Source organism: Myxococcota bacterium (genome assembly GCA_041389495.1).
Lineage (GTDB): Bacteria > Myxococcota_A > UBA9160 > UBA9160 > UBA4427 > JAWKRT01.
This window is the reverse complement of record JAWKRT010000001.1, coordinates 356395-370361: the sequence shown is the minus strand read 5'-3', so window position 1 is coordinate 370361 and position 13967 is coordinate 356395. Positions and strand designations below refer to the sequence as shown.

Below are 13967 nucleotides of genomic sequence, written 5' to 3'. Positions count from 1 at the left end.
GACGAGCCGCGCCTTCGTGAAGGGTCACCAGTCGACGCTGCGTTCGAACGTGACGAGCGTCGGGTGACCGCGGAAGTCGGCGGCCGCGAGCGGCCTGCCGTCGAGCGTCTCGAGGCCCGCGAGCACGTCCTCCGGGAGCGGCGCGCCGAGCGTCGCGAACGCGCCTTCGACGTCGCGCTTCGCGACGGCGTCGTGTCCTCGGCGCCCGAGCGACGTGTGCGGCAGCGCGACGTCGAGCGCGAGCAGCGCGAGGACGATCGCGGTCGCGAGCCAGCGGCCCACGCTCACGCCTCCGCGCGCGCCGCGCGCGGGCGCAGCCACACGAACGCGAGCGCGACCGCGAGGAAGACGGCGGCCTCGATGCGCGGCACCTCGGGCGGCACGGGCGCGTCGCCCACCGTCCACACGGCCATCCGGTAGACGGCCATCAGCACGAGGCCGACGGCGGTCCACGTCCCGAGCGCGCGCGAAGGCTCGCGCGCGGCCGACGCGAGCGCGCCTCCCCAGGCGACGAGCGCGCAGCCCGTGAACGCGACGAAGTAGAGCGCGGGCGGGCCGAGCGGCAGGCCGCCGAAGGGCGGCGCGCCGGGGCCGAGCCCGCGGAACGCGCCGAGCAGGAAGACCGCGCCCGCGAGCGCGAGCAGCGCGCCCGTCGCGGCGCAGAGCGCGCGGTAGGCCGCCGAGAAGCGCGGCGCGGCCACCGTGCGGACGGCGCCGGCCGAAGGAGCGGTGCTCGCCATGCGCCACGCATATCACACGCGCGAGGCGACGGGGAAGCGCGGCGATGCGGCGACGCGAAGCGCGCCGCGCGTCGGCGCGCGCGTGCCATACTCGCCCACCGCGCGCGATGCGCGCGGAGGAGGCGACATGGCGCCCTCGCACCCCTCCCCGACGAGCTTCGCGGCGCGCCGCGCGCAGCTCGCGGGCCTCGCGCGGCTCGCCGCCTGCATCCCGCTCTTCCGGCCCGGCGCGACGTGGACGACGGCGCGGCTCCTCGCCCGCAACGCGCGCCGCGATCCGGACGGCCTCGCGCTCGCGTTCGAGGAGCGTCGCTATGCGTGGTCCGAGATGGACCGCGAGGTCGATCGCTACGCCGCCGCCTTCGAACGGCTCGGCGTCGGGCCCGGCGACGCCGTCGCGCTGCTCGTCGACAACCGGCCCGAGTACGTCTTCGCGATGACCGCGCTCGCGCGCCTGCGCGCGACGTCCGCGCTCGTCAACACGGGCATCTCGGGCGCGGGGCTCGCGCACGCCGTCCGCGTCGGCCGTCCGCGCAAGGTCGTCGTCGGCGTCGAGCACGAGGCGAAGCTGCTCGACGCGCTCGGCGACGTCGACGGGCTCGCGCGCGACGACGTGCTCTCGCTCGCCGACCCCGGCCACGACGCGCGCTCCGCGCTCGCGTCCTTCGACGCGCTCGTCGCGGCCGGCGGGAGCGAACGGCCGCGCGCGACGCCCGACGGCGACGTGTCCCAGCACTTCACGTACATCTACACGTCGGGAACCACGGGCCTCCCGAAGGCGGCCATCATCACGCACGCGCGCATGCTCACCGCCTCGTCGCTCTTCGGGCGCGCGATCTTCGAGGCCGGCCCGGGCGACGTGATCTACTGCGCGCTCCCGCTCTACCACTCGAGCGCGATGTTCGCCGGGCTCGGCGCCTCGCTCGTGACGGGTGCGGGGCTCGCGCTGCGAAGGAAGTTCTCGGCCTCTCGCTTCTGGGACGACGTGCGCGCGTTCGGCGCGACGCGTTTCGTGTACATCGGGGAGCTCTGTCGCTACCTGCTCAACCAGCCCGCGCATCCGGGCGAGCGCGACCACCGCCTGCGCATCGCGACGGGCAACGGCCTGCGGCCCGACATCTGGGAGCGCTTCCAGGAGCGCTTCGCCATCCCGCTCGTGCGCGAGTTCTACGGCGCGACGGAGGGCGTGGCGCCGACCGTCAACTTCGCGGGCATTCCCGGCATGGTCGGGCGGCTGATGCCCGGACAGGTGGTGCTGCGCTGCGACCCCGAGACGGGCGAGGTCGCGCGCGACGGCGCGGGCCGCTGCGCGCGCGCGCGGCCCGGCGAGACGGGGCTCCTCGCGATGCGCATCGGAGGCATCGCGAAGTTCGACGGCTACCTCGACGAGAAGGCGTCGCGCAAGAAGGTGCTCGCCGACGTGCTCGCGCCGGGAGACCGCTACTTCGACAGCGGCGATCTCGTCGCGCTCCACGGCGGCGGGTGGATCTCGTTCGCCGACCGCATCGGCGACACGTTCCGCTGGAAGGGCGAGAACGTCTCGACGAACGAGGTCGCCGAGGCGCTCAACCGCGCGAAGGGCGTGCTCGAGGCGAACGTGTACGGCGTCGAGGTGCCGGGTGCGGAGGGGCGCGCCGGCATGGCGAGCCTGCACGTCGACGAGGCGTTCTCGATCCAGGGCTTCGCCGACCACGTCGTGCACGCCCTCCCCGTCTACCAGCGCCCGTACTTCGTCCGCCTCCAGCGCGACATGCGCATCACGGGGACGTTCAAGCACCAGAAGGTCGACTACCGTCGCGAGGGCTACGACCCGTCGCGGACGAGCGACCCGCTCTACTTCCTCGACGCCGACGCGTACGTCCCGCTCGACGCGCGGCTCTTCGACTCGATCAAGCGCGGCGAGACGACGTTGCGCTAGCCGCGAAGGAGGTTCCGTGCCCTACCGCATCTACGGCGCCGAGGAGTCGCCCTACTCGGTGAAGGTCCGCTCGTACTTCCGCTACAAGGGCATCGAGCACGAGTGGATCGTGCGCAGCCAGGCGCGGATCGCGGAGTTCCAGGAGCTCGCCAAGCTGCCGCTCATTCCGCTCGTCGCGACGCCGCAGGGCGACGCGCTGCAGGACTCGACGCCGATCCTCGAGCGCATCGAGGCGGCGCACCCCGAGCCGTCCATCCACCCGAGCGACCCCGCGCTCGCCTTCCTGTCGGCGCTCGTCGAGGAGCTCGGCGACGAGTGGGGCAACAAGTGGATGTTCCACCTGCGCTGGAAGGCGCCGGCCGACCAGCGCTCGGCGAGCCACCGCATCGCGCGCACGCTGCAGCCCGACGCCGACGACGACGCGATCGAAGCGACGGCCGCGGGCATCGCGAAGCGCATGACCGGGCGCGTGTGGTTCGTCGGGTCGAGCCCGCAGACCGCGCCCGCGATCGAGGCCTCGTTCGAGGAGGCGGTCGCGCAGCTCGAGGCGCACCTCGGCGCGCGCGACTACCTGTTCGGCGCGCGCCCGTCGTTCGGCGACTTCGGGCTGTGGGGCCAGATGTACGAGCTGTGGACCGACCCGACGCCCGGCGCCCTGCTGCGCGAGCGCGCGCCCCGCACGTGCGCGTGGATCGAGCGGATGCTCGACCCGTCGGCGGCGCCGCGCGACGGCGCGCACGGCTGGGAGGAGGCGAGCGCGCTGCTGCCGACGCTCGAGCCGTTCCTCGCGCGCCAGGCGGGTGCGCGCTTCCTGCCGTGGTCGGATGCGAACGCGCGCGCGATCGCGTCGGCGGCCGAGGAGTTCACGGTCGAGCTCGACGGGAGCTCGTGGACGCAGAAGCCGCAGAAGTACCACGCGCGCTCGCTCGCGGCGCTGCGCGAACGTCATGCGAAGGCGCGCGGGGACGCCGCGCTCGACGCCGTCCTCGAACGGACGGGCTGCCTGCGCTGGCTCGCCGTCTGACCTGCGCGCGCACGCGCGCGCGCGAAGACCGAGGCGGCCGCGCGCGTCAGCCGTCGAGGTGCGCGCGCAGCGCTTCGAGCACGCGCTCGGGCGCGCTGCGCACCATGTAGTCCTCGGCCTGGTCGATCCAGCGCACGACGCCGCGCGCGTCGACGAGGAACGTCGTCGGGATCGTGATCGGGACGAAGCCGCTCGGCGTCGCGCTGCGGCGATTCAGGATCCCGAAGGCCTTCGTGAGCGCGAGGTCGGCGTCGGAGAGCATCGCGCCGCGCAGGCCGTGCTTGCCGCGCCCGGCGCGGATCGCGTCGGGCGCGTCCGGGCAGATCGCCACGAGCGCGACGCCGCGCGCGTCGAGCTCGGGCCGCAGCTCCTCCCATCGCCGCAACTCGGCGACACAGTACGGTCACCAGTGCCCGCGAAAGAATTTGAGCAGGTAGGGACGGCCGGCGAGCACGACGCTGTCGAACGCGCGTCCCTCGTCGTCGACCGCGACGAACGCGCGCATCGCCTCGCCGACGCGCACGGTCGGCCGCGCGGCGAGCTGGCGCGACCCGAGGCGCAGGAGCGGCATCACGGCGCCCGCGACGACGGCGACGAGCGCGACGGCTCCGCCGAGCCAGCCCGGATGCGACGCGAGCGCCGCGACGCCGAGGAGCGCGCCGAAGCCGAACGCCGAGAGGAAGCCCGCGCGCCGCTTCGGCACCGCGACGCGGCGGATGCGCTGCATCCACAGCGCGCCGGTCGCGAGGACGACGGCGAGCGCGGCGAACGCCAGCAGCGTTCCGTGCGAGGCGAGGAGGTCCACGGCGCCCATGCCTTAGCATTCGGCCCGGCGCCGCGCAGCGGGGCGGCGCCCCTCGCGCGTCACTGCGCGAGGCGCTCGCGGATGCGCTCCTCGACGAGCCAGAGCCGGTCCTGCCCCCAGGTGCAGAAGGGCTCGGCGCCCTCCGGCCCGGAGAGCCGGAAGCTCGGCACGCCCCAGAGCCCCATCGCCAGCAGCTCCTTGCGATTCGCCTCGAGCTCGGGGCGCCAGCTCTCGTCGCCGAGGTGGGGGCGCGCCTCTTCCCAGCGCAGCCCCGCGCGCTCGCACGCCTGCGCGAGCCCCTTCTCGGTGCCCATGTCGACGCCCTGCGAGAAGGCGAGGTGCGCGAACGCGTGCAGGTACTCGCGCGCGCGGCCCTTCTCGCGGGCGAACGGATAGAGCGAGAAGCCGAGCTCGACGGGCCGGCCGATCGGGTCGGCCGCGACGCCGAACGGCACGCCGAGCCGCTCCGCCTCGCGCTTCGTGTCGAGCATGATGTAGATGCGCTTCGCGCGCGGCACGGGGAGGCCGCGCATCACCATCGGCAGCACGGGCCGCAGGACGAGGCGCACGCCGGTGCGATCGACGAGGTCGTAGACGGGCCCGAACGAGATGGCCGTGTACGGGCTGCGCAGCGACGCGAAGAACTCGAGGGTGAGCTCGCCGCCGGGCCGCGCGGGCGGCGCCGGCGCGGGGAGCCGGCGCGCGACGACGCGCTCGCCCGGCCGCGCGCCCGCGCGCAACGCGCCGAGCTCTTCGAGCCGCTCCTCGAGATAGGCGAGCCGCTCGATGCCCCAGTACCACTCGCCTTCGTAGTGGAAGGTCGCGCCGAGGTAGTGGCCGAGCCGCTCGCGGCGCGCGTCGCCCGCCTCGCACGCGCGGCGCACCGTGTCCGGATCGACCGCGCCGTACTCCTGCGCGATCGCGGTGAGCGCGCCCGCGTCGCCGGCCCACATCGACTCGCCGACGGCGGCCGCCATCGCGGCGAAGCGATCGGCGCCGAGGTTCGCGACGAGGATCGCGTTGGCGAGCGCGACGAGCTCGCGCGGCGGCTGCGCGCCCGGGTCGCGGAACGCGACGCCGTAGTACGGCGCGACGTCCGCGGCGTCGCGGCGGGAGTAGGCGACGAGGCGCTCGCGCTCGGGCGCCGACGCGTCGTCGGGCGGGCCGACCAGCACGGGCACGAGCTCGACGTCGTAGCGCAGTGCGAAGCGCTCGAGCAGCGGAGCGACGAGCTGCGCGTACGGGTCGTCGACCTGATGGAAGTACTCGACGCGGTGCACGCCGCCGCGCACGCGGCGCCGCAGCTCGCGCGCGCGGCGCGCGAGGCGCCGCCGCGCGGGGCTCGTGAGGACGCCCGTGACGACGGGCGAGAGCTTGCGCTGGAGCGACATCCGCGCGGAGGGTAGCCGCGGCCGGTTGACCCGCCCGCGCCGGGCAGTGGAGAATCGCGCGCCGCCGCGCGCGTCCGCGCCCCTCCCGCGAAGGAGCCCGCCATGCCGCCCGCCACCGCCTCGTCGCGCGACGACTCCTGGAACGGCGGCGAGCTCGTCGTCCGCCAGCTCGAGCTCGCGGGCATCGACACGTTCTTCGGCGTCGTCGCCGGCCCGATGATCGAGATCTTCACGGCCGGCCTCGAGCGGCGCATGCAGGTCGTCGGCTGCCGGCACGAGGAGAACGCCGCGTTCATGGCGTCGGCGTGGGGCTATGCGAAGCGCAAGGCGGGCGTGATCGTGGCGGGCTCGGGCCCGGGCATGACGAACACGGTGACGCCCATGCACGTCGCGACCGAGAGCGCGATGCCGCTCGTCGTGCTCGGCGGCTCGGTGCCCGGCGTGATGCGCGGCGTCGGCGGCTTCCAGGAGTGCGACCAGCTCGCCTTCGCGCGTCCGGGCTGCAAGTGGGTGCAGCAGGTCGACAGCGTCGAACGCATCCCCGAGTACGTGCACCTCGCGCTCGGCAAGGCGGTGAGCGGCCGGCCGGGCGCGGTGTACCTCGACTTCCCCGGACACCTGCTCTCGCAGAAGGTGCCGGCGTCGCAGGCGCGGCTCCGCGAGCGCGCGCCCGAGGTCGCGGCGCCGCACGCCGACCCGCAGGCGATCGAGCGCGTGGCCGACCTGCTCGCGCGCGCCGAGCGGCCGCTCGTGATCGTCGGCAAGGGCGCGGCGTGGGCGGATGCGAGCGACGCGCTCGCCGCGCTCGTCGACCGCGGCATCCCCTACGTCACGTCGCCGATGGCGCGCGGCACGCTGCCCGACGACCACCCGGCCTTCGTGAACTCCGCGCGCTCGGCCGCGCTCAAGGGCGCGGACGCGATCGTGATGATCGGCGCGCGCTTCAACTGGATCTTCTCGTACGGGAGCCCGACGAAGTTCGCGCCGGGCGTGCGCATCGCGCAGATCGACGTCGAGCCCGAGGAGCTCTACAGCGGCGCGGACGTCGAGATCGGCATCGTCGCGGACGCGGCGGCCGCGACGCGACAGCTCGTCGCCGCGCTCGAGGGGCGCGCGCTCGCGCCCGCGAGCGCGAAGTGGCTCGCGCACCTGCAGGCGGCGCGCGACGCGAACGAGGAGGGGCTGCGCGCGCGGCTCGCATCCGACGCCGTGCCGATCGACCCGCACCGCGTCATGAAGGAGCTGCGCGAGACGCTCCCGCGCAACGCGTCGATCGCCGTCGACGGCGAGACGACGATGGGGCTCGCGCGCCAGCTCGTGCCGAGCTTCGGCCCGCGCAAGCGCTTCAACGCCGGCACGACGGGCTGCATGGGCACCGGCGTGCCGTACGCGATCGGCGCGAAGCTCGCGCGCCCGGACGAGCCCGCGGTCGCCATCCTCGGCGACTACGCGTTCGGCTCGGCGATGATGGACGTCGAGACCGCCGCGCGCGTCGGCGCGAACGTCGTGTTCGTCGTGTGCAACAACGAGGGCATCGCGGGCCACATGATCCAGGACGGGATGTTCCCGGCCGACGCGCCGAAGGTCGCCGCGCTGCTGCCCGCGTCGTACGAGAAGCTCGCCGAGATGGTCGGCGCGCACGCCGAGCGCGTGGAGGCGCCGGGCGACATCCGCCCGGCGCTCGAGCGCGCGCTCGCCGCGAATGCGCCCGCGATCGTGCACGTGCGCATGGACCCGAAGGCCACGCGCATGTCGGGCGGCATCTACCTGCGCTAGCCGGCGCGCGCATCCGCGAGAGAGAAGGGGGACGAGACATGCCGCGACCGCTCGAGGGCATCCGCGTCGTCGACTGGACGATCTGGCAGCAGGGGCCCGTCGCGTCCGCGATGCTGGCCGACCTCGGCGCCGAGGTGATCAAGGTCGAATCGCGCGACGGCGGCGACCCGGGCCGCGGGCTCGTCGCGATCCAGGGAACGGCCGTGCGCGCGAACTTCTACTTCGAGGGGCTGAACCGCGGGAAGCAGAGCCTCGCGCTCGACCTCAAGAAGCCCGAGGCGCGCGAGATCCTCTACCGGCTCGTCGCGAAGAGCGACGTGTTCGTGCAGAACTTCCGCAAGGGCGTCGCCGAGCGGCTCGGGCTCGGCTACGACGACCTGCGCCGACACAACGAGCGCATCATCTACGCGAGCGCGACCGGCTACGGGCCGGAGGGCCCCGACAGCGGCGAGCCCTCGTTCGACCACCTCGGCCTCGCGCGCAGCGGCATCATGTTCGCGACGGGCGAGCCCGACATGGGGCCGATGGCCGTGGGCGGCGGCGTCGCCGACCAGATGGGCGCCGTGATGCTCGCCTACGGCGTGCTCGCCGCGCTCTACGCGCGCGAGAAGCTCGGCGTCGGCCAGAAGGTCGACACGAGCCACCTCGGCAGCATGGCCTGGCTGCAGGGGCTCTCGATGAGCTCGCGGCTCATCAACGGCGCGGCCTTCCCGCGCGTCGCGCGCAAGCGCGCGTCGAACCCGCTCTGGAACCACTACGAGTGCCAGGACGGGAAGTGGATCGCGCTCGCGATGCTGCAGAGCGACCGCTACTGGGCCGACTTCGCGAAGGCGATCGGCCGGCCCGCCCTCGCGAACGACGAGCGCTACCGCGACCTCACCGCGCGCGCCGTGAACGCCGAGGCCTGCGTCGCCGAGCTCGACGCGGCGTTCGCCTCGAAGCCGCGCGACGAGTGGATGCGCATCCTCAAGGCCGGCGGCGACTTCATCTACACGATCGTGAACTCGCTCGACGATCTCCCGACCGACCCGCAGATGGTCGCCAACCACTACGTCACCGAGCTCGACCACCCGAGCGTCGGCAAGGTGCAGTACCTCGACTGCCCGGTGACGTTCTCGGCGACGCCGGGCGGCGTGCGCGAGGTCGCGCCCGAGCTCGGGCAGCACACGGAGCTGCTGATGACGGAGCTGCTGGGCTACTCGTGGGACGACGTCGGCGCGCTGCGCGACAAGGGCGTCATCTAGCCGCGCGCCCCGCGCGCCCCGCGCGCTCAGTCGCGCCCGGGCGCGCGATCGACGCGCGCGGTGTAGAGCGCGCCGTCGCGCCACGGGTCGACGTAGTCGACGACGAGCTCGCTCCCGTCCGGCGTCACGACCGCGAAGCCGTAGCCCGAGAGGTCGGGCGCGTCGATCTCGCCGCCGAGCCCGAACTCCATCTCGTGGCGCGGCGCGGGGAGCACGTCGCGCAGCCCGAGCAGACGCCCGAGCCGGTTGAGCCACAGGAAGTCGAGCCCGTAGCGCTGCACGGGCGAGCGGTTCGCCCCCGCGCCCGAGACGATCTGCGTGCCCACGCCCGGGTGATCGATCGTCAGGTGCTGCAGGTCGTGGTCGTGGCCGCTGACGAACGCGTCGATCGGCTGCTGCGCGAAGAGCGCGTAGAGCTCGCGGCGATAGTCGCGGTAGCGCAGCTCGTACGGGTCCTGCGCGCCGAGCCACGCCTCGAGCGGCAGGAAGAGCGGCGCGAGCACCGTCTTGCGCAGCCAGTAGATGTCCTTCAGCGCGCCCGTCACCCCGGTCGCGCCGTTGTGCGAGCCCTGCGTCTCGAGCGGGTGGTGCGTCGCGACGAGCCGCCACGCGTGGGGCTTCTCGGTGCGCACGCGGAAGATCTCGGCGCGCAGTGCCTCGATCGTGCGCCGCCGGAACTTCGCGTCGCGGATCATCGGCTCGGAGTCGACGGCGAAGACGACGACGTCGCCGAGGTCGATCGTCGCGACCGGGTTCGCGTCCGTCAGCTCGCAGCCCTTCGCGTAGTAGCGCCAGCCGCGGCCGGCCGTCGGGATCAGCCGGCACTGGTTGCGCACGGCCGGCTCGCCGCCGTAGTAGTCGTGGTTGCCGCCGATCGCGATCACCGGGTTGTCGCCGAGCGCGGCGCGGTACGGCCCGAGCACGCCCTCGAGCTGGTCCTCGGGCGGCCCGGCCTCGTCCTGGCACCCGAACATCGAGACACCCGGCGTGCTCGGGCACGTGCCCTGGAGGCCGGCGATGTAGAAGACGTCGCCGAGCACGACGACCGGCGCTCCCGGCGCGTTCGCGAGCGCGCCGGCGACGCGCTGCGCGAGCCGCTCGGTCGCCTCGCCGCGCGGCACGCCGATGTCGCCGATCAGCACGAGCGACGGCACGGCGCCCTCGGGCGCGCGCGCCGCGCCCGGGCCGGCCGCGTACATGCCGTCGACGTTGGGCGCGAACGTCGCGCAGCCGGCGAGCGCGGCGAACGCGAGCGCGGCGACGACCGTCGGCGCGGTGAGCGGGGAACGACGGGCGCGATCCGATCCGGACATGACCTCTCCTCGAACGAGCGCCGCGCGCCGCGCGGGCTCAGGGACGGCGATCGAGCACGAGCACCGCGGGCGCGCGCGCGAGCCGCTCGCGGTAGTGCTCCCACTGGCGCGGGCGCGACGGGTGCAGGCCGCCGCCCGGGACGTTGCCGGCGCCGAGGAACAGCTCGACGCGACCGTCGCCGTCGAGGTCGCCCGCCGCGACGCGCATCCAGCGGTTCCACGCCTCGCCGCGCAGCGAGCGCGGCGCGAGGAGATAGCGCTCCGCGCCTCCCTCCGCCCCGGCCGCGCGCCCGCGGTTCTCGACGATCTGGAACGTCTCGGGCTCGGCCGCGCGCCAGTCCGGATAGAAGCCCGTCGCCGCGATGTCGAGGTCGCCGTCGCCGTCGAGGTCGCGCACGACCGAGGTGAGCGCGCCGTAGAGCGGGTGGAAGAGCGCCTCCTCGAAGCCGAGCGCGCCGTCGCCGCGGAACACGCGCACGCCGTGGTAGGGGCGCAGCGGCGGGTCGGGCATCTCCATGTTGTTGCCGTTCGTCGTGACGACGTCGAGCCGGCCGTCGCCGTCGAAGTCGAGCACGTGCATCTCGTTGAAGCCGAACGAGACGTCGCGCTGCAGCAGCACGCGGCGCTCGAACGTGCGGTGGCCGCGGTTGAGGTGCGCGACGAGCTCGTTGCTCCCCTGCGTCGCGAGCACGAGCACGTCGAGCGCGCCGTCGCCGTCGATGTCGACGATCGCGGCGCCGAGACCGCCCGCGCGGTCGAGCAGCACCTGCTCCTCGCGCTCGCTCCAGTAGATGGAGACCTTTCCGTAGCCGCTGCCGACGCCGTCGCCGAAGCCGACGACGACGAGGTCGTCCTCGCCGTCGCCGTCGACGTCGCGCGTGTGCGTCTCGATCGTGCGGTGGAGCCCCTCGAGCACGACGCGGTGCGCGACCGTGCCCGCGCGTTCGTCGAGCGCGACGTCGACCACCTTCCCCTGGCGCGCGTCGCGCACGAAGTCGCCGGCGAGGGCGACGCGCACGCCGCGCGGGCGCGGCTCGATGTGGATCGGGTCGCCGCCCATCTCGAGCGCGACGAGGAGCTTCCGGTCACGGTCGAAGACGCGCAGCATGTCGTCGTTCGCCGAGCCGACCCACAGCCGCCCGTTCGCCTCGTCGACCCACAGCAGCGTGACGACCGCGCCGCGCTCGCCCGCATCGGCGAGCTCGCTCGCGGTCCATCCCTCGAGCGGCGGCGCGGGCGCGCGCGGCGGCGTGAGCGCGGCGGCCGGCAGCGCGCCCTCGATGAAGTAGCGGCCGAGCCGCGTCATCTCGGCGGTGCTGACGAGCGGCGCGTCCGGGATCAGCCGCTTCGCGACGAGCCGCTCGAACGGGCCGCCGAGCTTCGGATAGCCGAGATAGTTCCCCATCCAGTCGATCGCGAAGGGCCACGTCTCGCGCGGGAGCTGCCCGGGAACGGGGAGCAGGTGGCAGCTCTGGCAGTAGCGCTCCGCGACCTGCTCGCCCGTGAGGCCGCCGTCGGGCGGGCCGATGCGCCGCTCGGGCGGATGGTCAGCGAGCGGATACACGAGCACCGCGGCGACGAGCAGTGCGAGCGAGAGCAGCGTCCAGGCGGTGCGCACGTTCGTGGAACCGCCGCGCCTCAGTCCGCCGCCGGCGCGAGCACGTCGTCGCACGGCGCGCCCGGCCCCGCGGCGGCCCACGCGATCGCGCCCTCGAGCAGCGCGAGGTGCTCGGGCACGGCGTAGGCCTCGGCCTGGTGACCGAGCGCGGAGAGCAGCGCGCGGCCGCGCCCGGGGCAGTGGCTCCACACGACGGGATGGTCGGCGCCCATGCGGAGGTCGCCGCCCCAGCCCTCGGGCGCGTAGGTCGCCTCGTCGACGCGCAGCAGCACGCGCGCGCCGCGCGCGCGCGGGCTCGCGTCGAACGAGTACCACTCCTCGACGTGGTCGAACGCGGCGGGCAGCGCGCGCGTCGCCGGGTGCGCGCGATCGTCGACCAGGACGCGCGCGCGCTGGAACTGCGGCGACATGGTGTGGCCGACGAACTGCGCGCCGACGAGGTCGCGCACGTACCAGCGCCAGTCGTAGTGCCGCTCGCCGACGGCGTTGTGGATGCCGACGAAGCCTCCGCCGTCCTCGATCCATCGGCGGAGCGCGTCCCGCTGCGGCTCCGACAGCACGTCGCCGCTCGTCTGGAACCACACGACCGCGTCGAAGCGCGCGAGCAGCGCGGGCGCGTGCACGGCGCCGTTCTCGGTGTGGAACACGGACCACCCGCGCCGCGCGGCGACCCGCTCGATCGCGGGCACGCCCGCCTCGATCGCCTCGTGGTGACGGAAGCCGTTCGTCTTCGTGAACAGCAGGACGGCCGGGCGCGGGAGCTCGGGCAGCACCGGCGCGACGGACTCGTGCGCGTGCGACGGGAAGAAGACGCGCCACGTGTTGCAGCCGGCACCGAGCGCGAGCGCGACGACCGACGCCGCAGCGATGCCGCGCCCCGCGCGCGACGCGCGGCCGCGCGCGGTGCGCGCCCGCAGCGCGCGGCGCGCGAGCAGCGCGAGCGCGAAGGCGAGCGCGATCGCGGCGCCGCCGAGCTCGCGCACGAGCTCGTCGTCGGGGCTCTGCATGTGGAACGACGTGAACGCCTCGCGGCGCGCCGTCGCTGCGGCGGGCGCGAGCGCGAGGACGACGCCGAGCGAGACGAGCGCGGTCGCGAGCTCGAGCGCGAGGCGCGGACGCGCGAGCGCACCCGCCGCGGCCGTCGCGCACGCGAGGCCGTAGAACGCCATCCAGCGCACGGGGTCCGGGTCGTTCGCCTGCACGGCGACCGACAGCGCGAAGAGCGCCGCCATCACCGCGCACGCCATGCGGAACACGCCGCTCCCGTTCGGCGAGTCTTCGACCGCGCTCTTGCGCGGCGAGTCTGCGACCGCGCTCCTGCGCGGCGAGTCTGCGACCGCGCTCTTGCGCGGCGGGTGGCGGTGCGGCGCGTCGGCGTCCACGGGCGCTCGCGATGCCTCCTCGATGGCGCGCGCGATGCGGCCGGCCGCACGCGCGGTGCGCGCGCCGCGGGAGGCTACGCCGGTCGCGCGCGCCGCGTCAAACGCGGCGCGCTTCCTGCGACGCGCCCGGATGTGACAGGATCGCGCGCCCGGTCCGGACGCGGCCCTCGGACGTCGCACACGCAGGAAGCCCATCGATGCGCCCGAAGCTCGAAGCTCCTCGATGCACACGCGCGGAACGCGAGGAGAGCATCCGCACGCAGCTTCGCAGCCATCGCCTCCCGCGCGAGTGGGAGAGCGAGCTCGGCTCCGTCGACGGCGACACCGTGCTCCTGATGTTCTGGCTCGACACGCTCGCGCGCCGCGTGCGCCATGCGCACCTCAAGGAGGTCGCGCGCGAGGGCATGTCGTACTCCGAGGCGAAGGTGCTCTACTCGCTGCTGCTCTCCGGCCCGCCCTATCGCGCGTCCCCGACGCGCATCAACGCCGACCTCGACCTCACGTCGGGCGGCGTCACCAAGACGGTCGATCGGCTCGAGCGCGAAGGGCTCGTCGAGCGGCGGCGCGACGACGTCGACGGCCGCAGCATCCAGGTCGGCCTCACGCGCGAGGGCGTCGGCGTCGCGCAGCGCATCGCGCGCGCCTTCGCGAGCCGCTACGAGAAGCTCGTCGGCTCGCTCGACGCCGCGCAGCGCCGCGTCGCGGTGCGCGTCGTGCGCGAGCTCCTCGACACGCTCGACGGCCCGCTCTAGCGCC

12 protein-coding genes and 1 pseudogene are annotated in these 13967 nt (G+C 74.6%); 5 read left to right on the top strand and 8 right to left on the bottom strand.

Annotation, left to right across the window (positions count from 1 at the left end; all coding sequences use genetic code 11):
• Nucleotides 1-24: 24 nt before the first annotated feature.
• Together R3E88_01645 and R3E88_01640 are read right to left on the bottom strand one after the other, a co-directional pair.
• Nucleotides 25-282 carry a hypothetical protein gene (locus R3E88_01645; protein MEZ4215157.1) on the bottom strand — a complete coding sequence of 86 codons (258 nt, stop codon included), beginning with the start codon at nt 280-282 and terminating at the stop codon, nt 25-27.
• 2 nt (nt 283-284) lie between these two features.
• Nucleotides 285-740, bottom strand: a complete 456-nt coding sequence (locus R3E88_01640; GenBank protein ID MEZ4215156.1) for a hypothetical protein — start codon at nt 738-740, stop codon at nt 285-287.
• 127 nt (nt 741-867) lie between these two features.
• Between R3E88_01640 and R3E88_01635 the strand changes: the two genes are divergently transcribed.
• Together R3E88_01635 and R3E88_01630 are read left to right on the top strand one after the other, a co-directional pair.
• Nucleotides 868-2658 (top strand): long-chain-acyl-CoA synthetase, encoded by a 1791-nt coding sequence (locus R3E88_01635; protein ID MEZ4215155.1) that lies wholly within the window; start codon nt 868-870, stop codon nt 2656-2658.
• 16 nt (nt 2659-2674) lie between these two features.
• On the top strand, nt 2675-3682 hold the full coding sequence (locus R3E88_01630; protein ID MEZ4215154.1) for a glutathione S-transferase family protein: 1008 nt from the start codon (nt 2675-2677) through the stop codon (nt 3680-3682).
• Between the two features lie 46 nt (nt 3683-3728).
• Here R3E88_01630 and R3E88_01625 read toward each other — a convergent pair.
• The 3 genes and pseudogenes from R3E88_01625 to R3E88_01615 all read right to left on the bottom strand — a co-directional run bounded on the left by R3E88_01625 (nt 3729) and on the right by R3E88_01615 (nt 5878).
• Nucleotides 3729-4073 (bottom strand): annotated as a pseudogene (locus tag R3E88_01625) (redoxin domain-containing protein).
• A gap of 12 nt (nt 4074-4085) precedes the next feature.
• On the bottom strand, nt 4086-4487 hold the full coding sequence (locus tag R3E88_01620; protein MEZ4215153.1) for a hypothetical protein: 402 nt from the start codon (nt 4485-4487) through the stop codon (nt 4086-4088).
• Between the two features lie 59 nt (nt 4488-4546).
• Nucleotides 4547-5878, bottom strand: coding sequence for a DsbA family protein (locus tag R3E88_01615; protein MEZ4215152.1), 1332 nt, complete (start codon nt 5876-5878; stop codon nt 4547-4549).
• Between the two features lie 102 nt (nt 5879-5980).
• Between R3E88_01615 and R3E88_01610 the strand changes: the two genes are divergently transcribed.
• A complete protein-coding gene (locus R3E88_01610) occupies nt 5981-7654 on the top strand; it encodes a thiamine pyrophosphate-binding protein (GenBank protein MEZ4215151.1) in 1674 nt (557 codons plus the stop codon).
• 38 nt (nt 7655-7692) lie between these two features.
• Complete coding sequence (locus R3E88_01605) at nt 7693-8898, top strand: CoA transferase (GenBank protein MEZ4215150.1); 1206 nt, start codon at nt 7693-7695, stop codon at nt 8896-8898.
• Between the two features lie 26 nt (nt 8899-8924).
• Here the strand turns inward: R3E88_01605 and R3E88_01600 are convergent, their stop codons facing one another.
• The 3 genes from R3E88_01600 to R3E88_01590 are packed head-to-tail and all read right to left on the bottom strand — an operon-like array spanning nt 8925 to nt 13211.
• On the bottom strand, nt 8925-10211 hold the full coding sequence (locus R3E88_01600; GenBank protein ID MEZ4215149.1) for a metallophosphoesterase: 1287 nt from the start codon (nt 10209-10211) through the stop codon (nt 8925-8927).
• Between the two features lie 37 nt (nt 10212-10248).
• On the bottom strand, nt 10249-11829 hold the full coding sequence (locus R3E88_01595; GenBank protein MEZ4215148.1) for a VCBS repeat-containing protein: 1581 nt from the start codon (nt 11827-11829) through the stop codon (nt 10249-10251).
• 20 nt (nt 11830-11849) lie between these two features.
• Nucleotides 11850-13211 carry a transmembrane 220 family protein gene (locus R3E88_01590; protein ID MEZ4215147.1) on the bottom strand — a complete coding sequence of 454 codons (1362 nt, stop codon included), beginning with the start codon at nt 13209-13211 and terminating at the stop codon, nt 11850-11852.
• Nucleotides 13212-13408: 197 nt separating this feature from the next.
• Here R3E88_01590 and R3E88_01585 point away from each other — a divergent pair, with 197 nt between their 5' ends.
• A complete protein-coding gene (locus R3E88_01585) occupies nt 13409-13963 on the top strand; it encodes a MarR family transcriptional regulator (protein ID MEZ4215146.1) in 555 nt (184 codons plus the stop codon).
• The last annotated feature ends 4 nt before the right edge of the window (nt 13964-13967 follow it).

Excerpts from the sequence above, each read along its gene's own strand:
- R3E88_01640 (MEZ4215156.1), bottom strand. The coding sequence starts at position 740 with ATGGCGAGCACCGCTCCTTCGGCCGGCGCCGTCCGCACGGTGGCCGCG.
- R3E88_01635 (MEZ4215155.1), top strand. The coding sequence starts at position 868 with ATGGCGCCCTCGCACCCCTCCCCGACGAGCTTCGCGGCGCGCCGCGCG.
- R3E88_01615 (MEZ4215152.1), bottom strand. The coding sequence starts at position 5,878 with ATGTCGCTCCAGCGCAAGCTCTCGCCCGTCGTCACGGGCGTCCTCACG.
- R3E88_01610 (MEZ4215151.1), top strand. The coding sequence starts at position 5,981 with ATGCCGCCCGCCACCGCCTCGTCGCGCGACGACTCCTGGAACGGCGGC.
- R3E88_01605 (MEZ4215150.1), top strand. The coding sequence starts at position 7,693 with ATGCCGCGACCGCTCGAGGGCATCCGCGTCGTCGACTGGACGATCTGG.
- R3E88_01600 (MEZ4215149.1), bottom strand. The coding sequence starts at position 10,211 with ATGTCCGGATCGGATCGCGCCCGTCGTTCCCCGCTCACCGCGCCGACG.
- R3E88_01585 (MEZ4215146.1), top strand. The coding sequence starts at position 13,409 with ATGCGCCCGAAGCTCGAAGCTCCTCGATGCACACGCGCGGAACGCGAG.